This window comes from Gemmobacter nectariphilus DSM 15620 (assembly GCF_000429765.1).
Taxonomy (GTDB): Bacteria; Pseudomonadota; Alphaproteobacteria; order Rhodobacterales; family Rhodobacteraceae; genus Wagnerdoeblera; species Wagnerdoeblera nectariphila.
On sequence record NZ_AUCM01000007.1, the window covers coordinates 214,784 to 235,665 of the forward strand.

Here is a 20,882-nt window from a genome sequence, read left to right on the forward strand (position 1 = left end):
TTCAGGTCGCGGGCCTCGGGCAGTTCCCCCAGATCAAGGCCGTCTGCTCTGATTGAGCAAATGATCGTGGCGTGGGACTATCCTGAATTTTGTGCGCTGACGTGGTAACTGCTCGCAGAGGAGACCCACGTATGAGCATCGATAAAGACCTGCTGGACCGGCTGATGGAAGGCCGCTCGCCTAGCGATCTGTTTGGCAAGACCGACATCCTGGCGGAACTGACCAAGGCACTGGCGGAACGTGCGCTGAGCACGGAGATGGACGTCCATCTCGATGAAGAGTGCGCCGAAGAAGCGCCTGAGGGCCAGAACCAGGCCCCCAATCGCCGTAACGGGCGCAGCCAGAAGACGGTGACCACCGACAGCGGCAAGGTAGTTTTGGACATCCCCCGTGACCGGAACGGCACGTTCGATCCGATGCTGATCGCCAAGTATCAGCGGCGCTTTCCCGAGCTCGATCGCAAGATCGTCAGCATGTATGCCCGTAGAATGACCACCCGCGAGAGTGAGCCATTGAGGCGCCATTGGTTCGAGCCCAATGGCGAACGGTCATATCGAGGAAATCTACGGCGTCGAAGCCTCGCCCAGCCTGATTTCCGCGATCACCGACGCGGTGATGGAGGAGGTCACTGCCTGGCAGAACCGCCCTCTGGAGCCCAGCTATCCGATCGTCTTCATGGACGCGATCCGGGTCAATATCCGCAGCGACGGGGCGGTCTCGAACAAGGCGGTCTTCGTGGCCCTGGCGGTTTTGCCGGATGGCACGCGGGACGTTCTGGGCCTGTGGTTCCAGGCCAATGAGGGCGCGAAGTTCTGGACCAAGGTTCTCAGCGACCTGCGCAACCGGGGCGTCCAGGACATCCTCATCGCCGTCGTCGACGGGCTGAAGGGCTTCCCTCAGGCTATATCGAGGCGGCCTTTCCACAGACGCGGGTTCAGACCTGTATCGTCCACCTCCTGCGCCATTCCATGAACTTCGCCAGTTACAAGGACCGCAAGGCCGTCGCCGCCGCTCTAAAGGCGATCTACACGGCGGTGGATGCTGACGCGGCCGAACTGGTCCTGGTCGGGTTCGAGGACAGCGATCTGGCCAAGCGGTATCCGGCGATCGCGCCCAGCTGGCGCCGGGCCTGGAACGAGGTCATTCCGTTCCTCGATTATCCGCCCGAGGTCCGCAAACTGATCTACACCACGAATTCCATTGAGGCCTTGAACTCGAAGATCCGGCGCGCCGTCCGCACCCGGGGCCACTTCCCCAGCGACGATGCGGCTGCGAAATTGATCTATCTGGCGCTCAATGCTACATCCACCGAGTGGAAGCGCTCCATCCGCGAATGGCACGCTGTAAGATCGCAGCTCGCCATCATGTTCGAAGACCGCTTCCCAATGGCCTGACACAACGCGTCAGGCACAAAATTCGGCACAGTCTCTATGGCGTTGCCGTATGGCATGCGCTTCAGTTGTTTCACCAATCGAGATCTTCGCCGCCGATTAGGTTGGCCGTCGTCGGCACTGGTCTGACGAGGACAAGATCCGGATCGTCGAGGAGAGCCTGCGTGGTTATGTGCTACGCACAGGCACGTCGAGCGACGGCCTCATCAATGGCTACCTTTCATTGACGATGAAGTCCTGCAGCGCCCCGTTGATGACGATCTGCGCAAAGGAGCTGTGCTGGTCCAGCCCGGCGATGGGCCGCAGATGCACGCCAGGGCATCCGGCCAGATGGGCGGCATGTGCCACGTCGATCGGATAATCTGCCCCGTGCCACACATCCACCTGGCAGCGCCCCGAGGCGGCGCGCAGATCGGGTTCGACATCCAGTTCGGCCGCGTCGAATTGCGCCCACAGCCGGCGCATCAGGAGACGCCCCCTTTTGTCTTCGGCTGAAGCCAGGAAATCCGCCGTGCAGCTGGTGGGGGGCGAGGCACACAGGACCTTTTCAGCCTCCAGCCGCAGCCCGTAGCGGATCGCCCCGAACCCGCCGGCCGAGGTTCCCATGCACAAAAGGCGCGAGGTCTGGCGATCTTGCAGCAGACCTCGCAGCGCGGCCATCATGCCATCCAGATCCTCCGCAAGGGCAGGGACCCCGGCGATATAAAGGGTGCGGCCTGAATCGCGCAGGTAGATCGCGGAATGCCCGGCGGCGGCGCAGAACCTGTCGATGTATTCGATGGGGACCATCGCCTGATCCGCCAGGCCGGTGAACACCAGCAGCGTGGTTCCGGTTTCGCCTTGCGGGCTGACGGTCACATCCTGACCTTCATCAACGACCAGCGGCCGCCGCAGGGCCGTGTCCGGCGGCAGGGCGGCGATCATCGCGGCGGTCTCGGCCAGTTCGGGATTATCTGCCCGATGCGTGGCCAGCAGATTCCGGGCCTCTTCTGCTTGCCCGGTCAGGGCAAGGATCAGGGCCTGCTCGCTTGCCTTGCCCTGCGCCCTGGATGGGTCAAGGACGGCCCTTCTGGCTTGCAGCCGCGCGGCCATCTCGGGCCATCTGGCGATCAGGCGGCCGGTCAGATCCTGCTTTGGTTCCGGCGGAAATTCCGCAAGGACGGCATACAGGTCCGGCAGATCGGGGCAGCTTTCGCATTCGGCGATGATCCGGTCCAGGACCTGGCCGATTTCCTGTACATCGGCGCGCTGCACGGCAATCTGGTAGGCCAGTGCCAGCCGCAGCTTCAGCCCCTTCGCAGTGTCGGGCATGGCGGCGGCGCAGGCATCGGCCGCGGCCAGGTCGCCCTGCTGCAGATGGTGCATCCCCAGCTGGTGGCGCGCACCGGCTTCTTGCGGAAAGCGCTCCAGCAGTTCTGTCAGGGTTTGGGCGCGGCCTGCCTTGTCCCCGATGCGGTTCTGGATCCGCGCCTGCAGTTGCAGCGCCCGTAGCGTGTTTGCCCCCGCCTTGCGGGCGGCCTGAATGGCGGCCAGCGCGTCGCTGTCCTGCCCAAGCGCCAAATGCGCCGTCGCGGCAAGCACCTGCACATCGGATCGTGCCCGCAGCTTGGGGCGCATGTCCTGCAGCAGCGCCAGGGCGCAGGCCGGATCGTCTGCCTTCAACGCCTCTCGGGCCATGATCAGCAACGGGGGCAGCTTGGGTTCGGGCATCAGGGACGTTCCTCCCTGAACGGCATTCATAGGCAACTGGCGAATTCCCGGAGGACGCCAACAAGGCCTCAGTTCTTGATTCCTGACGCTGGGTCAAGTCCCCAGGGTTGAGTTGCAAAGTCTTTTTCCACCCAGATCGTCATGCCGCAACGACAGGACCATGCATCTGGATGGTATCCCCAGCGGCTTGCCAGCGCGGCGACCGGCGCGCAGATCGTTCTGCGCAGCATGGGCGCTGATGCCGGCATCCTGCCGGGGGACGCGCTGGACAGTGGCCCGGATCCCTGGCTTGCGGACCGATCTGGTAATCCTGGTCGCCGGTGCCATCGCGGCCCTTGATACTGTCGGCGTCAGAAGAGTGTCCGGCGGCGCATGCCTGGGCGTTCTTCAATGCGCGCGGGTGCTGACCGTTTCGAGGCCAGGTCAACCATGGCTGGCACCACTGCCCGGACGACAGGCGATGTTTGGGCGGCCGATATCTTTAGGGACCGGCCGGGTCACGCAGCGCGCCCGGACCCGCCTGACGGGCGGGGGGCGTCCTTGAACACGGGCCAGGGGGGCTGTTGCCCCCCTGGCGCCGCATCACAAGATGACGATGCTGTCCGCCAGGCCGTCCAGCGTGCCCGCGCCGACGATCACCACCGTGGTGCCTGCGGCAGCAAAGTCCAGCACCGCATCGCCCGAGGCATTCACGCTGCCAAAGGTATCGACCACCTGCCCGGCCGTCAGCGTCCCATAGGTCGCCGCCCAGATCCAGCGGCCAAGCGCCAGCGTATCGCCTTCGGTCGCGCTGAAATCTTCCAGCCGGTTCCAGCCGGCATCGCGCCAGAAGTCGAACTGATCGGCCCCCGCGCCGCCCCAGATCCGGTCAAAGCCGGGCCCGGCAACGATCGTGTCGGCGCCATCGCCGCCATAGCCGACATCGTTGCCCTTGCTCAGATAGATCAGGTCGTCCCCGGCCCCGCCGTAGACCGTATCGTGATCGAACCCGCCGGTCAGTTCATCTGCGCCGGCGCCGCCATGGATCAGGTCGTTGTCGGCCCCGCCGCCCACACGGTCGCCATTGCCGCCGGCCCAGATCGTATCCTGCCCGGTCGAGCCCCACAGCTCGTTGATGCCCCCGGCGCGGGCGTCGATCAGATCGTTGCCGAGGCCGCCCCCGACCAGATCGTTGCCGGTGCCGCCGATCACCCTGTCGTTGCCGGCCCCGGCCCAGATCTCGTTGGTGCCTTCGGACAAGACGAGCTCGTCATCCCCCTCGCCGCCCCAAAGGGTATCGTTGCCGGCATCGCCGCGCAGCGTGTCGTTGCCCAGGCCGCCGATCAGCAGATCGCCTCCATCGCCGCCATGCAGCTGATCGTCTCCATCGCTGCCGCTCAGCATGTCATTGCCGGCGCCGCCATGGATCGTGTCGTTGCCAGCCCGGCCATCGATCGTATCGTTGCCGGACCCCAGCGTCAGAAGATTGTTCTGGAAATTGCCAAACGCCCTCCAGCTGATGTTGCCGACCGTCTCGAAGCCTTCGATCGAGGCCAGCGTATCCTCGCCATTGGTGGTGCCCACGGCGCCCAGCAGCCCGCTGCCCAGATCGACCCGGCCGACAAAGGCATTGGCGGCAAAGCTGGTGGTATCGGCATAGACCAGGTCGAACCCGTTGCCGCCGTCGAACAGATCGCGGCCGGTGTCGACATGCAGGGTATCGTTGCCATCGCCACCATAGAGCAGATCGTCGCCGGCATCGCCACGGATCAGGTCGTTGCCATAGTGGCCATAGAGCGTGTCATTGCCATCGCCGCCACGAATGGTGTCCTGCGAGGCGCCCGAAAGCGCGCCATGGATCAGGTCGTTGCCACCGCGCCCGTCCAGCAGGTTGCTGCCACCGCGCCCGTCCAGCAGGTTGTCCGCATCATTGCCAAGCAGCGTGTCGTTATAGCTGCGGGTCCCGCGAACCTCCTCGATATTGCGCAGCGTGTTGCGAAAGGCGGTGCCCAGCCAGAAACCTGTGGCCGTATTGGCCGCCAGATCGACCTGAACGCCCGAGGTCATCTGGTTGCGGTCATAGCGCACCCGGTCCACCCCGCCGCCACCGTCGATCACATCGTTGCCGCCGCCGGTGATGAAGGTCTCGCGCCCGTTGCTGCCGACCATCGCGTCCGACAGGCGGGTGCCGTAGATTTCCAGCCGCCCGGTTCCCAGACGGGTGATGGTTTCGGTATTGCCATAGCCGTCGTTCAGCACCAGTCCCTGGCTCAGGTCGATGTCCAGCGCCTGGGACGCGCTGTCCCATTCGAACCAGTTGCCGCGGAAATCCAGCCGGACGGCGGTATTCTCGTGCAGGTTCAGGTTGTAGCTGTCCGCCCCGCGGCCGGCCATGACGGCCATCCACCACTGGGTATCGGCGGTGGTGATGGTAAAGATGTCGGCCCCATCGGTGCCATAGACGGATGGGCCGCCATTGCCGTTCAGCGCCCGGCCCAGGTCGACCAGCGTGTCGACGCCCACGCCGACCTTCTGCACCTGGCCGGTGTTGGTGTTGCCATTGAAGCTGAAGCTGATCGAGGTTGCCGGGCCTTGATGATAGACCAGATCCTGCCAGCCGCCATCAAGCCGGATGCCGGAAAAGTCGATCCTGTCATTCCCGCGCGATCCAAGGATCACGTCGCCCGCGTCATCCGGGACGGTGCCGGGGTTGATCGTGTCATTGCCATCGCTGCCGCGCAGCTCGTCGGCAAAGGCCGAGCCGATGAAGGTGATGCCCGAGGTGATGCCGTCGGGCATCAGCACGCGGTTGAGCCCGCTCATGCCCGAGGCATCCACGGTGATCGGCTGGCGCGACATCAGCGCCAGGATCGGGCCCTCGTTTTCGTCATATTGCAGCGCGTCCAGCGCGGCGGCCATTTCGGTCAGGGTCCAGGAAATGCCCGTCACCTGTGCGACCACGGTGTCAGAGGCATTGCGGGTGGTCCAGCCGTTCAGCGTGCCGGTGAACGTATCGGTCTGCTGATCCGCGCTCAGCCCGGTGCCTGTCAGGGTGGTCGTGGCCCCGGTCGCCGGGCTTTGCAGCACGACGGCGGTGGGCGAGACGCTGATCAGGTCCAGTTCGCCGTCAAAGGCATAGTCGAAGAACGGAACCTGAGAATAGTAGTCCAGCGGAAAGGGGCCGGTCAGCGTGACATACATGCGTAAAACTCCTGGGTCTGGAAGGCGTGGGTGGCCTGGCAGTTTCTCTGGCCAGCTAACCACAGCCGTCCCGTGCCTCAAACCCTTTTTGTCCCGCGCTACAAAATGACGATGCTGCCGACCAGATCGTCCAGCGTGCCCGCGCCGCCCACGACCACCGTGGTGCCAGCCGCGCCAAAGTCCAGCACCGCATCGCCCGAGGCATTCACGCTGCCGAAGATATCGACCACCTGCCTGGCCGTCAGCGCCCCATGGGTGCCGGCCCACATCCAGCGGCCAAGCGCCAGCCTGTCGCCTTCGGCCGTGCTGAAATCCTCCAGCCGGTTCCAGCCGGCGCCGCGCCAGAAATCGAACTGATCCGCCCCCGCGCCGCCCCAGATCTGGTCAAAGCCGGGTCCTGCCACGATCGTGTCGGCGCCATCGCCGCCATGGCCGACATCGTTGCCCCGGCTCAGATAGATCAGGTCATCCCCGGCCCCGCCGTAGACCGTATCGTGATCGACCCCGCCGGTCAGCTCGTCAGCGCCGGCGCCGCCATGGATCAGATCGTTCCCGGCCCCGCCGCCCACACGGTCGCCATTGCCGCCAGCCCAGATCGTATCATTGCCGGCCGCGCCCCACAGCTCGTTGATCCCCCCGGCGCGGGCGTCGATCAGATCGTCGCCCGGGCCGCCGCCGACCAGATCGTTGCCGGTGCCGCCGATCACCGTGTCATTGCCGTCCCCGGCCCAGACCTCGTTGTCGCCTTCGGACAGCTCGACACGGTCGTCCCCCGGACCGGCCCAGACCGTATCGCGTCCCTCCCCCGGCCGCAGCAGATCGTTGTCCGCCCCGCCGATCAGCAGATCGTCGCCCTCATGGCCGGTCAGCGTGTCGGGGCCGCCCCAGCCGCGCAATGTGTCGTTCCCTGTCCCCCCGGCCAGGCGGTTGCGCCCTTCGGTGCCGTCGCGAACCATGCCAGGTCCGGGGCCGGGCACCGGCAGCGGCGCCAGGCCCCCCAGCGGGTCCAGCCCGAAATCGGCCAGCCGCAGCGCCCGCCCCGTGGCCGAAACCACCTCGACGGTCGAGCCTTGCCAGCCAAGCCGCGCGCCCGTGGCCGTGCTGGCAAAGTCCATGCGGGAAAAGTCGCGCAGCATGGGAAAGGCCGACAGGTCGATCCGGTCAAGCGCCGGGTCGAAATCGGTGATCCGGGTCAGCGCGCCATTATGGGCCGGCACGAAAAGATCGGCCCCCGCCCCCCCGGTCATCACCGCCGCCCCCCCGGCACCGATCAGGATGTCATCGCCGCCCCCTCCGGTCATGGTGACGGCCCCGGCGCCGCCGATCAGCAGATCGTTGCCCGCCCCGCCCGTCAGCACGGCCGCCGAGGGCCCCGCCTGCTGCGGCAGGCCCAGCACCCCCAGATCCGCGGCCAGCCGGGCCAGCCCAGGGCTTTCGCCGCCTGCAACGATGTCCAGCCGCACGGCACCATCTGCCCCCGTCACGGCGCGCATCGCCAGCGCGGTGACATTGCCGGGGGCCTCGTGGGTCCAGGCCAGCGCGGCCAGATGCACCAGCCGCCCCGTGGGCAACAGCAGGAACAGGCTGACCCCGTCATCGCCGCCGCCCGCCACCACATAGGCCCGCCCCGCCACCACGGCCGAGGCCAGCGCCGAGGCGGTCTCGATCCGGCTGTTCAGCGTGTCGATGGCATGGAACAGCGGCGTCATCTTGCCGGTGTCGGACAGGCGCAGCACGCTGAGGCTGGAACTGGCCGCCCCGGCCACCACCAGCAGCCGCTGTCCGCCAAGGGCGACGATCTCCAGCGCCGAGGGCGCGCCGATGCCCAGCCCGCTTTCGATGCCCAGCGACTGCACCAGCTCTGGCCCGCTGCCGGGCCGGGCGATGTAGCTGTCCAGCCGGTGCCCGGCGGTCGAGGCGGCGACCAGCACCGCCCCCGTCCCGGTCGCGGCCGCCGCCAGCAGATTGGCGGCAGTCCCCTTGGCACTGGCCGCACCGCTGGGGGCGGCTGTCAGCGCCGTGCCCGACAGGGTCCAGGCCAGCGGCGCCCCGCCGCCGCCAGGCAGGCCAAAGACCAGATCCGCCCCGCCGGTCGAAACGCTGGCCACGGCTGCCAGATCCGCCGCCCCGCCCGCGATCGTGGTCATCTGCCGGTCAAGCTGGCCATCGGCCAGCAGCGCCGCCCCCGATGCCGCCGCCAGGTCTGCCCCGGCCACGATCAGCAGCCCCTCTCCCCCGACCGCGTCCCCGACCAGCGCCAGCCCTGCCGGGCCATGCAGCTGCGCCGCCGAGGGCAGGGCCAGCCCGTTCAGCGCCGCCAGCCCCCCATCGGCCCCCAGCGCAAAGGCGCTGATCCCGCCGGTCATCGCCGCATGGCGCGAGATCGCGTAAAGCCGCGCCCCCGCCCCTTCGCCGCACAGCACCAGATCGCCAATCCCGGTCAGGAATCCCGCCTCGGCGGCAGAAATCCACTGCACCTGCCGCAGAATGTCCATCTGCGCACCCCGTCCGTTTCACACCCGGGTCCAGCCTTGCGGACCGGGGCGGCCGGGGGGCGGCCGCAACTGTGGCGGGATGCGGGCTTTTGGCAACAATTCTACGCCAATGCGCCCGATCACGGGCCCCGGATCGCCCCGGTTTCGCCTTGCAATCCCCCTCAAGCAGGGCGACTCTGCGCTCCGCGCTGCGCAGGGAGATGCGATGTCGACGAAGATTGCCGTGGCGGGCCTTGGATATGTGGGCCTGTCGAATGCCATTTTGCTGGCGCAGAAGAACCGCGTGACGGCGGTGGACATCGACCCGGCCCGCGTCGCCCTGGTGAATGCCGGGACCTCGCCGATCCAGGATGCCGACTGCAGCGAATGGCTGGCCTCGGGGCGGCTGGATCTGACCGCGACCACCGATGCGGCCACCGCCTATGCCGGGGCGAATTTCGTGGTGATCGCCACCCCCACCGATTATGATCCGGACACCAACCGCTTTGATACCTCGTCGGTGGAAAAGGTCATCGCCGAGGTTCTGGCGGTGAACCGGGGCGCCGCCATCGTGATCAAATCCACCGTGCCGGTGGGCTTTACGCTGCGGATGCGCGCGACGACAGGCTATGACAACATCCTGTTCAGCCCGGAATTCCTGCGCGAAGGCCGTGCGCTCCATGACAACCTGCATCCCAGCCGGATCGTGGTGGGGCCCGACACGCCCTCGGCTCACCGCTTTGCCGCGCTGCTGCAGGAAGGCGCGGCCGATGCGGATGTGCCGATGCTGTTCCCCGGCTCGACCGAGGCCGAGGCGATCAAGCTGTTCGCCAATACCTATCTTGCCCTGCGCGTGGCCTATTTCAACGAGCTGGACAGCTATGCCCTGATGCACGGGCTGGACAGCGCCAAGATCATCGAAGGGGTAGGGCTCGACCCGCGGATCGGCACCCATTACAACAACCCGTCCTTCGGATATGGCGGCTATTGCCTGCCCAAGGACAGCAAGCAATTGCTGGCCAATTATTCCGACGTGCCGCAGAACCTGATCGCCGCCGTGGTCGAGGCGAACCGCACCCGCAAGGATTTCATCGCCGACCGCATCATCGCCGCCAATCCGCGCGTGGTGGGCGTCTATCGTCTGGTGATGAAGGAAGGGTCCGACAATTTCCGCCAGTCGGCCATTCAGGGCATCATGAAACGGGTCAAGGCCAAGGGGATCGAGATGGTGGTCTATGAGCCCTCGCTGACCCAGGACGATTTCTTCCGCAGCCGCGTGATCCGGGATCTGGATGCCTTCAAGGCGGAATGCGACCTGATCATCGCCAACCGCCGCACCCCGGAACTGGACGATGTGGCCGACAAGGTCTTTACCCGGGATCTGTACGGCAAGGATTGAGCGGGGGACTTGCTTTCCATGGATGGGCCGGTAATGGTCAGCCATCAGAGATCAAACAGAAAGATTTTCTATAATGTCTGCACTACTTGCCGAAGGTAACAATTTTCGCATCAGCTCCAGTTTTGGTGCAGCGGTGATTGAAGGAACGCTTAACGACAAGGTACAAGGATCAGGTCGGACAATCACATTTTACATCGAGCAACTGGCGCCTGAATTTCGGACAGTTTATGTTGAAATTCAGCCATCTACGGGACACACAGAAGATTTTTGGGACAATTTCTGGTCCAATAAGATCGGTGGGGAGCCGGCCGATCAGTTTGCGCTCTCAAAATACGTCAGCGTTGATGGTGTTGCAGGTGTTTTCAGCATGACACTGAATGCCGATACTTTCCCGGAGGGAATCGAGACGTTTCGTCTGGTGGTTTATAGTGGTGTACTTGGAGCCGAATTTATTTCGGCTGATTTTGTTGTCATCGACGATGATAGCGGTGTGCAACCGGTTTCTCATGTTGGCACTGCAGGCAATGACAAATTGCAGGGCGGTCAAGGCGCCGATGTGCTGGATGGGGGTGCAGGAAACGACCTGCTGATCGGCGGGGCGGGGAATGATGTGATCATCGGAGGAATTGGCAACGATGCGCTCTGGGCCGGGGCTGGAGATGACACGATTCTTGGCGGCACCGGCAACGACACGGTCGGGGGCGGCCTTGGCAACGATCTGATCGACGCCCGCGCCGGTGGCCAGAACGAGCTGTGGGGCGCGGCCGGCAATGATACGATCCGGGCCGCTGACACTGGCGACAATGTGGGCGGCGGGGTCGGGAACGATCTGATCCATGGCGGCGCCGGCGCAGATGAACTGACCGGCGGGTTCGATCACGACACGGTTTACGGCGGGGCCGGGGACGACCTGATCTATCTGAGCAAGGGCAACGATGTCGGCGATGGCGGCGATGGCGCCGACACGATCGTTGCCGGGCCCGGTTTTGACCGGATCTGGGGCGGCGCGGGGGCCGATCAGTTCGACTTCTGGCGCGGCGCGGGCTGGAACCTGCTGGAGGATTTCAGCGCCCCCGAGGGCGATACGCTGGCGCTGAGCCGCGGGCTTTGGACTGGCACACATGGGGCGCTGACGGCCGGTCAGGTGGTCGATACCTTTGGCAGCGTGAATGCCTCGGGCGATGCGGTGCTGGACTTTGCTGCCGCGGGCACCACGGTGGTGATCGTCGGCGCAGGCACACTGGACGGCCTCGCGGACAGCATCGTCGCTCTGTAAGGGCGCACCTGCCCGCCTGCAGGTGCAGCCGCACGCGCGGCGCCCTGCGCTGGATGCCCTGGGTCCGATCGCGCTAGCCCCGGACCCAGGGCATCCGGCGGCATCTTCCGAATTCTCTCAGGCCGGCCTGTCCCGTTTACCCGCCCTTAACGCGGAGCGGGCAGGCTTGATGCATTCATCCGGCACCAGAACGGGCCAGGGCTGCGGCTGACGCGGCCCCTGTCCGTCGCTGAAGGGCCACCCGGGGGGCGCTGACCCGCAGGCCCCGATCTGGTGCTGCCATGTCTGCCGATCCCTTTCCTGTTGCCAAAGCGGGCATCCCCATCGGGGGGCCTGTCCTGATGTCGATCAGTGCCCAGGCGCTGCCATCCCCGGGCGAGACGCCTTTCTGGTTCCTCACCGGGGCCGCGGGCTGGGGGGTGGCGCTGACAGGCGCCTGGCAGCTGGCGCTGGGGCGCGGTGTGCGGGTGGGCCTGCTGGACAGCGGGCTGAACGCGGGCCATTCCGATTTCCTGGCAGGGCAGGCGCTGTCCGGGGCGACGGATCAGGCGCTCAGCGATGCCCATGGCACGCGGGTGGCCGGGCTGATCGCGGGCCGGATCGACAATGCCATCGGCGGCATGGGCGCGGCGACAGGGGCCGTTCTGCTGGCCGAGCGGATGGATTTCACCGCCCAGCCCGCCCCCGCCACCATGGCCGAGGCATTGCTGCGGCAGACGGCGGTGGATGTGTCGAACAACAGCTGGGGCTGGTCGCGGGCCTTTGCCGACAATTTCCGCACCATCGCCTTTCAGCCGGTGTCCGGCGCAATTCTGGATGGCGCGCGCGAGGGGCGGGGCGGGCTGGGCACCGTCTGGGTCTTTGCCGGCGGCAACGGGCGGCTGATGAGGGACGGCCAGAACCATGGCGACGATTCCAACTTTCACAACCTGACCAATGCCCGCCAGACCATTGCCGTCGGCGCCAGCGATGCCGAGGGCAAGGTTGCCTTCTTTTCCAGCCCTGGCGCCAATCTGCTGCTGGTGGCGCCAGGCCAGGCGCTGACCACCACCGACGGGCTGGCCGAAGGCGCGACCGGCCGCGCCTGGGTCACGGGCACGTCCTATGCCGCGCCGCTGGTCTCGGGGACGGTGGCGCTGATGCTCGAGGTGAACCCGGGCCTTGGCTACCGCGATGTGCAGCAGATCCTGGCGATGACCGCCCGCCCGCTGGCCAGCGCCCCCGGCACGGCGAATGGCGGGGCGCAGGTGAACGGCGGCGGGCTGGTGTTCAGCCGCGATGCAGGCTTTGGCCTTTTGGATGCCGAAGCCGCGGTGCGGCTGGCCCGCCGCCACCAGGGCGGCGCCACCGCGGCCACCGAGGCCGCGCTGACCGCCCTGCCTGACACGGACGAGACGGCCCCCGACCCTCTGGAGCACCGCATCACGGTCTCGGTGGCCGCGCCCGAAGGCGGGTTGCGGGTCGAATGGGTGGAACTCGACCTGACCTTGCGCGATGCCGATCTGCGATCCATGGCGATCGAGCTGGTCTCTCCGGCCGGAACCCGTACGGTGATCGCGCCGAACCTGACAGCGGTCGGGGGCACCACCTCGCTGGCCTTCACCTTCACCAGCGCCGCCACCTGGGGCGAGGATGTGGCCGGCGACTGGACGGTGATCCTGTCGCACCCTCAGGCCAGCACCGGCTTTGCGCTGGCCCGGGCCGAGCTGCGGTTCTTTGGTGCGACCGGGGGCGATGATGGCACGCGCTGGTTCACCGATGCCTGGGCCGGGCTGGCCGGCGCCGATCCGGGGCGCCAGACGATCGGCCATGCGGCGCAGGGGCCAGGCACGCTGAACTTTGCCGCCGTGCGCGGCGATGTCATGCTGGATCTGCGGGACGGCGCCGGGGCGCTGGACGGGGTGGGCTTTGATCTGGTCAGCGCCTTTGACCGGGTGATCGGCGGGGCCGGGGCCGACAGCCTGGGCGGCGCGCGCGGGGACGACCGGCTGGCAGGCGATGATGGCGCCGATACGCTGGCCGGACGGGCCGGCGATGACTGGCTGGACGGCGGGGATGGCGATGACCGGCTGTCTGGCGGCGCCGGCGATGACACGCTGATCGGCGGGGCCGGGCGTGACCGGCTGCGCGGCCAGGCCGGGCAGGATGTGCTGACCGGCGGGGATGGCGACGACTGGCTGCATGGCGGCGATGGCGATGACACGCTGATCGGCGGGGCCGGGCGCGATGTGCTGACCGGCGGGGCCGGGGCGGATGTGTTCGTCCTTGGCACAGCCGATCCGGGCACCGGGCGCGACCGGATCACCGATTTCACCCCGGGCGAGGACCGGATCGACCTGTCGGCCCTGGCATCTGGCCTGACCTTTGTCGGGGCAGCGCCGTTTTCCGGCCACCCGGGCGAGGTGCGCCTTGGCCCCCAGGCCATGCGGCTGATGGTCGATCTGGATGGGGATGCCCGCGCCGATCTGGCCGTCGATCTGCCAGGTGTGGCCTGGCTGATGCCGGAGGCATTGCTGCTTTGAAGCGAATCGAATGCGCGCAATTCGTGCAACTCTGAATTGCAATTACCCCTGGTCAATTCGCGCATTACAATAAATCATAACGCGGCATGAATTCCACGGACCGGCCGCGATTCCAGTCAATTCAGCCCCGCAGCCACCCCCGAATAGGGGGGGTATGTAAAATTTCTCGGTTAATGACCGATTAAATGGTTTCCTGTTGCAATTTGATTAATAGTGTATGGATCGGGGGGGCGAAGAGCCTTTTTTACACGAGCGGCCTGGTGCGCGTGATCGATTCACGCGGCAATTCTGCTTGTCTGCTTGTGTCCTGAAACATTTTTGGTCGGGAGCTATTCTCTATGCCTGTCACGCTCAATGTTGGTGCGTCCGAAACCTATGCCATGATTGCCGATGCGCTGGCCGCCGCATCCGGGACCTATGCCGGCGAAGCCGAGGTGATCATCCAGATCGAGGCTGGCACCTATGCCGAGAACCTGACGATCAACCGGGCCGGGGTCTCGCTGGTCGGGGCCAATGCGGGCATCGTTGCCGATGGCAACCGCAGCGATGAAACCATCATCAATGGGTATATCGGCATCTTTGGCGACGGTGCCTCGGTCGACGGGATCACCGTACAGGATGGCGGCGCGGTTCTGGGCCAGAACGCCGGGATCTATGTCCAGGCGGACAATGCCAGCATCGAGAACACGATCTTCGACCGCGACGGTGGCTTCGGCACGTTCCGTGGCGTCATTACCGCGACCGGGTATGGCGAGGGGCTGGAAGTTGCCGGATCGAGCTTCTCCGGCTGGGCCACGGGGATCTATCTGAACCCCGGCGCGACCTCGGCCACGATCACCGGCAACGGCTTCGATGGCAACAATGTCGGCATGTCGATCGACTATCCCGCCTCGGGCACGGTCAGCGGCAACAGCTTTGCCAATTCGACCGTCGAACATATCGGGGTCGGCGCGGCCGGGGCGAATGTCGACGTCGGAGCAACGGTTGGGGCAAACAACTTCGACGAAACCGCCGCTCCGGTGACGATCTATGGCCTGACCGCAGGCCAGACGGTGAGCGGGACCGAAAATGCCGATGCGCTGAACGGCACGGCCGGTAACGACACCTTCGTCATCGGGCTGAACGACACGGTCGACGGCGGGGCCGGCAGCGACACCGTGGTCTTTGCCGAAGGCACGACCGCCCAGCAGGTGCTGGATGCGCTTGATGCGGGCGACATGGTGCTGAACCGCGTGGAGCTGATCCGTATCGATGGCACCGGGGAAAACACCTATCTCGTGCTCGAAGGCATGTCGATCCAGGCCGCGATCGATGCCGCGGCCGCGGGCGATACCATCGTGCTGGGCGATGGCACCTTCTCGGAGAACGTGCTGATCAACAAGGCCGGCCTGACGCTGACCTCGATGAACGGCCGCGATGCGACGACCATCGTGGGCAGCGATGCCAGCGGCCTGCTGGGCACGATCGAGATCGACCCGGGCATGAACGGCGTCACCATCGAGGGCCTGACCATCGAGGGGATCAACGGCAATGGCGCCATCGAAAAGGCGGCCGTCTACATCCAGGGCGCCAATGACGGGCTGACCGTCCGCAACAACGAGATCGTCGCCAAGGGCGATGCCGGCCTGATGTCGGAATACGCGAACGTCAGCAATACGATGATCGACGGCAACATCTTCTCGGGCAAGACCTTTGTTGGCGCGAACCCCGAAAGTCTGCCGAACAACACCTTCGGTTACAATCCGGGGCAATTCGCTGAGGGCAACGATTTCCCCCGCCAGATGGTCGTCATGGGCAATGGCGGCGGCGCCACGCCGTCGGTCGGCAGCAACATCACCTTTACCAACAACATCGTCGGCGGCACCACCGGCGGCATCAGCAGCGTGACCGGCCTGCCCTTTGGCAACAACCTGGTGACCATCGACGTCACCGGATCGACCATCAGCGGCAATACCTTCATCGGCTTCACCGGCGCCTTCACCGCCGCCCTGCGCGCGCGCCGTGACGGCATCGACATTCAGGACAACGTGTTCGACCTGTCGCAAGGCGGCCAGTTCGCCTTTCCGGCCAGCATGTTCCTGCAGAACAACACCACCGGCACGATCGAGGACAACCGCTTCATCAACGCGCTTGGCACCGAGGTGTTCCCCGGCACGCCGGGCAACGACCTGATCACCGGCACGCCGGGCGACGATCTGTTCATCGCCAGCGCCGGCAATGACACGATCGACGGGATGGATGGCTCCGACACGCTGGACATGTCGGCGGCCGGTGCAGCGGGCGCCTTTGTCGATCTGGCCTCGGGGCTGGCCTTTTCCAGCGCCACGGGGATCGACAGCCTGTCGAACATCGAGAATGTCATCGGCACGTCGGGCAATGACGGGCTGTATGGCGATGCGCTGGACAACGTCTTCACTGCCTCGGCCGGCATCGACATCATCGACGGGCGCGACGGGTCCGACAGCTATGATGCCTCGGCCAGCACCGAGAACATGAGCGCCGATCTGGAGACCGGCACGGTCTCGGCCGGGGAGTCCAGCGCGACGCTGATCTCGATCGAGAACATCGCCACCGGCTCGGGCAACGATACGGTGACCGGCTCGACCGGGGCGAACCGCATCGAGACCGGCGCGGGCGATGACAGCATCACCGCCACCGCAGGCGCCGATACCATCGACGCGGGCGACGGGCTGGATGTCGTGTCCTATGCCGACTCCTATGCCGGCGCGGTGACCATCGCGCAATCGGCCACGCCGGGCGCCTGGGCGATCACCGCCGGGGCGGACGAGCAGACCGTCAGCAATGTCGAGATCGTCACCGATGCCGACGGGCGCACCCTGCTGGTCGGCAATGGCGGCTTCGCCACCATCCAGGACGCGCTTGCGGTGGCGCAGGCCGGCGACACCATCCTGGTCGCCGAAGGCACCTATGCCGGCGGCTTCAACATCACGGTCGAGGGCCTGACGATCAAGGCCGTGGGCGATGTGGTGATCGAAGGCACCTTCCGGCAGGTCAACGGTCTGGATCCGGAAGACAGCGTGGCGGGATGGCTGCAAACCGTGAACGCCTACAACGGTGGCGGCACCCATGTCATTGCGGTGCAGGCCGACAACGTCACCCTGGACGGCATCACAATCACCAGCGCCAACACCGGGATCGAGCTGAACACCAGCATCGAGAACCTGACGCTGACGAACGTGGACATCTCGGGTGGCAGCACCGGTATCCGCAAGGCCACCGCCGCGACCATCGACGGGCTGACCATCACCGGCGGCAGCTTCACCGACCTGGAAAAGGGGATGACGCTCTACAAGGCCAGCAACAGCGATGGCCGGCTGAGCAACTTTACCGTCGACGGCACCCATTTCGAGAACCTGAACGAAAAGGGCATCTACCTTGAAACCGGCGATACGGTGCTGCTGACCAACCTCACGATGGAAAACGTGGGCCAGTTCGGCCGCACCGATGCCTTCGGCAACATCGGCGAATGGGGCAACGGCATCGACATCAACCTGAAGCATTCGAGCGGGACGCCCTACGAGGACATCACCATCTCGAACTCCAGCTTCACGAATGTCGGCCTGTCCAACGGTTCGGGGACAACCCACATGGGCGGCGCGGCGATTGCCGTCAAGACCCGTGACGATGGCAGCTATGAATCGAACCGCGCCACCTTCGACGGCGCGCTGAAGATCGACGACGTGACCATCGACGGCACCTCGGTCGGCGTGCGCGTCGGCGAGCCGGGCAAGGCCAACGCCGGACCGGCGGTCGAGATCACCGGCACCGCGATCGAAAATGCGCTTACGGCCGAGGTCGACAACGTCTCGACATCGACCCTGTCGGTCACGCTGGGCGATGACGGCGAGATCTGGGCGGCGGCCACCACCACCACCGGCGCCATCGACTTTGCCGGCGGCGCGGGCGACGACCACATGACCGGCGGCGGCGGGGCCGACAGCTTTGCCGGCGGCGGCGGGGCCGACACGGTGGATGGCGGCGCGGGCCTCGATACCGTGACCTTCGACGGCGACGCGGCCGATTACACCATCACCTGGGATGGCACCATCGCCACCGTCTCGGACGGCACCGATACGGTGACCATCACCAATGCGGGCCGGCTGGACTTTGCCGACAAGGATGTGCTGCTGGTCTCGGCCAGCGGCGAATTCGCCACGGTGCAGGCCGGGGTCGATGCGGCAGTGACCGGCGACGAGGTGCTGATCGCCGCAGGCACCTATGCCGGGAACGTCAGCATCGCCGACAAGTCCATCACCCTGACCGGGGCCGATGAGGACGTGATCATCGAGGGGCCGATCAGCACCAGCGGCCTGATGGATACCGCCGACCTGCTGCGCTTCGCCAATCTGACGATCGACGCGGCGGGCCAGCAATACGGGCTGTTCCTGCGCAACTCGGCCACCGATGTGGAGGGCGTCAACGGCGGCACCATCGCGCTGGAAGGTGTCACCATCCAGAACGCGGCCGCACAGGGCATGTTCTATGCCAATCCGTCGAACGGCTCGAGCCCGACCGACCCGGACACCGTGGGCACGATCTCGATCGTCGGATCGACCTTCCTGTCGAACGGGGAAACCTATTCGGGGACGAAGGGCCATGGCCATGTCAACCTGTTCGGCTTCAACGGCAACCTGACGGTCGATGGCGTGACCATGGCCAGCACCAATGCCGATCAGGGCGATTCCGTGTTCCGGGGCGGTTCGGTCAGCAGCGGTGCGGTCAATGCCGACAAGGCCTTTACCGTCACCGGCATCCGCACTGGCACGCCCGGCGAGGGCGGCTATGCCGATGCGGGCGCTCTGGTTCTGAAGGATATCACCATCACCGGCTATTATGGCTCGGACGTGATGTCGTTCTACACGATCGGCGCCTTTGCCAGCAGCTCGCTGAGCAATGTGTCGGTCGAGGCCCGCGCGCTGTGGTCGCTGATCAACTTCGACAGCGTCTCGGGGCCGCTTGACCTGACGGGCTTTGCCGGCACCAACTCCAGCGTCCTGGCCACCAGCCGCGATGCGGAACTGCAGGGTCTGGACAGCGATGATGCGATGACCGGCAGCGATGGCGTCGACATCCTGATCGGCCGCGGCGGCACCGACAGCCTGTATGGCGGCGCGGGGGATGACGTGTTCGTCTATACCGATGCCGCGCATTTCACCTCGGACGAAGTCGTGAACGGTGGAAACGACACCGATACCATCCTGTTCGCCGGGACAGGCACCCTGGTGCTGGGCGCCAATGTGACCGGCGTCGAACAGGTGGCCATCGGGGTTGGGACCGGCGCGGGGATCGACGCCTCGGCCCTGATCGAAGGGGTGACCATCGCAGGCGGTGCCGGCGCTGACACGCTGATCGGCGGCGCGGGGGCTGACACGATCCTGGGCGGCGATGGCGATGACATCATCGCCTATACCAACGGCAGCCTTGCGGCGGATGACAGCATCGATGGCGGCGCGGGGTCGGATACGATCTCGTTCGACGGCACGTCGGGCACGCTGGTGCTGGGCGCCGATGTGACCGGGGTCGAGGTCGTCAGCATCTCGGGCGGTGACGATGTCGGGATCGATGCATCGGCAGCGGGCGAGGGGCTGACCATCCTGGGCGGCACCGGGGCCAACACGCTGACCGGCACGGCGATGGCCGACAGCCTGAATGGCGGCAATGGCGATGACACGCTGATCGGCGGCGCGGGCGACGATACGCTGGATGGCGGCGCGGGCCATGACACCGCCGATTACAGCGGTGCCACCGGCGCCGTGCTGGTCAACCTGCAGCTGGGCACGGCCTTTGGCATCGATATCGGCAACGACACGCTGCTGCACATCGAGGCGGTGATCGGCGGCACCGGCAACGATGCGCTGGCCGCCAGCAGCGCCGGCAATACGCTGGATGGTGGCGCGGGCAACGATACGCTGATCGGTGGCACCGGCAACGACACGCTGATCGGCGGCACCGGCACCGATGCGCTGTTCGGCGGGGATGGCACCGATACCGCCATCCTGTCGGGGAACTGGGCCGATTTCACCATCACGCAATCGGGTTCGGTCTACACGCTGACCGACGGGACCAATACCGTCACCGCCAGCGGCGTGGAAAACTTCGCGTTCGACGATGGCACGCGGGCCCTGGCCAATCTGCTGAACGTGGCGCCCGACGACATCACGTTCGGCGATGACACGCCTGCGATCGACGAGAACGAGGCCGGCGCGGTCATCACCACGCTGTCCGGCACCGACCCCAATGCCGGGGACGAGCTGAGCTTCTCGGTCGATAGCAGCCGGTTCGAGATCGTGCTGATCGGCAGCGACTACACGCTGAAGCTCAAGGACGGCGAGTCGCTGGACCACGAGACCGACAGCACCGTCACGGTGTCGGTGACCGCGACCGATCTGGGCGGGCTGACCCGTTCCGAGGATCTGACGATCACCGTCAACGACGTCAACGAGGCGCCGGTGGTGACCGATCCGGGCCTTGGCATCTGGGAAGCCACGGTCGAGGCCGGCGCGATCGGGGCCGATCTGGGCGCCCGCCCGGCGGTGGACGACCCCGAAGGCAATGCCCTGACCTATACGCTGGTCACCGGCCTGGCCGCCGGCCGGCTGCTGGTGAACGGGGTCGAGGTCACGGATCTGACGCCGCTGAGCCAGGCCCAGTTCGACGCGATGGTCTTCGAGACCACCGAGGACGATGGGGTCTATACCGCCCAGTTCTCGGTCAGCGACGGGATCGAGGCCACCAGCCTCGATGCCCAGTTCACCGTGGTCGCAGGCATCGCCACCGTGCTGGACGGCACGGCCGGCAATGACACGCTGGACGGCGCCTCTGGCCGTGACCGTCTCTTTGGTCTGGATGGCGACGACGTGCTTTACGGCGGGTCGTGGGGCGATCTGCTGAATGGCGGGGCGGGGGCCG

Annotated in this window: 6 protein-coding genes and 3 pseudogenes; 6 read left to right on the forward strand and 3 right to left on the reverse strand. The window is 66.1% G+C overall.

Annotation, left to right across the window (positions count from 1 at the left end):
- Window positions 1–164: 164 nt before the first annotated feature.
- Both G481_RS26870 and G481_RS23370 read left to right on the forward strand, forming a co-directional pair.
- Window positions 165–446 (forward strand): annotated as a pseudogene (locus tag G481_RS26870) (transposase); the annotation flags it as partial.
- Between the two features lie 91 nt (window positions 447–537).
- A pseudogene (locus G481_RS23370) lies at window positions 538–1,394 on the forward strand (IS256 family transposase).
- 210 nt (window positions 1,395–1,604) lie between these two features.
- Here the strand turns inward: G481_RS23370 and G481_RS0109140 are convergent.
- From G481_RS0109140 to G481_RS25105, 3 genes are all read right to left on the reverse strand, one after another.
- Complete coding sequence (locus G481_RS0109140) at window positions 1,605–3,101, reverse strand: tetratricopeptide repeat protein (RefSeq protein WP_028029763.1); 1,497 nt, start codon at window positions 3,099–3,101, stop codon at window positions 1,605–1,607.
- 582 nt (window positions 3,102–3,683) lie between these two features.
- Window positions 3,684–6,281, reverse strand: a complete 2,598-nt coding sequence (locus G481_RS25100) for a calcium-binding protein (protein WP_028029764.1) — start codon at window positions 6,279–6,281, stop codon at window positions 3,684–3,686.
- A gap of 98 nt (window positions 6,282–6,379) precedes the next feature.
- Window positions 6,380–8,776, reverse strand: a complete 2,397-nt coding sequence (locus tag G481_RS25105; protein WP_051294423.1) for a calcium-binding protein — start codon at window positions 8,774–8,776, stop codon at window positions 6,380–6,382.
- Between the two features lie 205 nt (window positions 8,777–8,981).
- On the opposite strand from G481_RS25105, the gene G481_RS0109155 reads away from it, so the two are divergent.
- The 4 genes and pseudogenes from G481_RS0109155 to G481_RS0109170 all read left to right on the forward strand — a co-directional run.
- Window positions 8,982–10,154, forward strand: coding sequence for a nucleotide sugar dehydrogenase (locus G481_RS0109155; protein WP_028029765.1), 1,173 nt, complete (start codon window positions 8,982–8,984; stop codon window positions 10,152–10,154).
- Between the two features lie 73 nt (window positions 10,155–10,227).
- On the forward strand, window positions 10,228–11,430 hold the full coding sequence (locus tag G481_RS25410) for a calcium-binding protein (protein ID WP_084450796.1): 1,203 nt from the start codon (window positions 10,228–10,230) through the stop codon (window positions 11,428–11,430).
- A 341-nt stretch (window positions 11,431–11,771) separates the two neighbouring features.
- The gene (locus G481_RS0109165) at window positions 11,772–13,952 is read left to right on the forward strand and encodes a S8 family serine peptidase (protein ID WP_161630518.1); all 2,181 of its coding nucleotides are present in this window, start codon (window positions 11,772–11,774) and stop codon (window positions 13,950–13,952) included.
- 338 nt (window positions 13,953–14,290) lie between these two features.
- A pseudogene (locus tag G481_RS0109170) lies at window positions 14,291–20,882 on the forward strand (hypothetical protein); the annotation flags it as partial.

Coding starts and splice junctions, on each gene's coding strand:
- G481_RS0109140 (WP_028029763.1), bottom strand. CDS start 3,101: ATGCCCGAACCCAAGCTGCCCCCGTTGCTGATCATGGCCCGAGAGGCG.
- G481_RS25100 (WP_028029764.1), bottom strand. CDS start 6,281: ATGTATGTCACGCTGACCGGCCCCTTTCCGCTGGACTACTATTCTCAG.
- G481_RS25105 (WP_051294423.1), bottom strand. CDS start 8,776: ATGGACATTCTGCGGCAGGTGCAGTGGATTTCTGCCGCCGAGGCGGGA.
- G481_RS0109155 (WP_028029765.1), top strand. CDS start 8,982: ATGTCGACGAAGATTGCCGTGGCGGGCCTTGGATATGTGGGCCTGTCG.
- G481_RS25410 (WP_084450796.1), top strand. CDS start 10,228: ATGTCTGCACTACTTGCCGAAGGTAACAATTTTCGCATCAGCTCCAGT.
- G481_RS0109165 (WP_161630518.1), top strand. CDS start 11,772: ATGTCGATCAGTGCCCAGGCGCTGCCATCCCCGGGCGAGACGCCTTTC.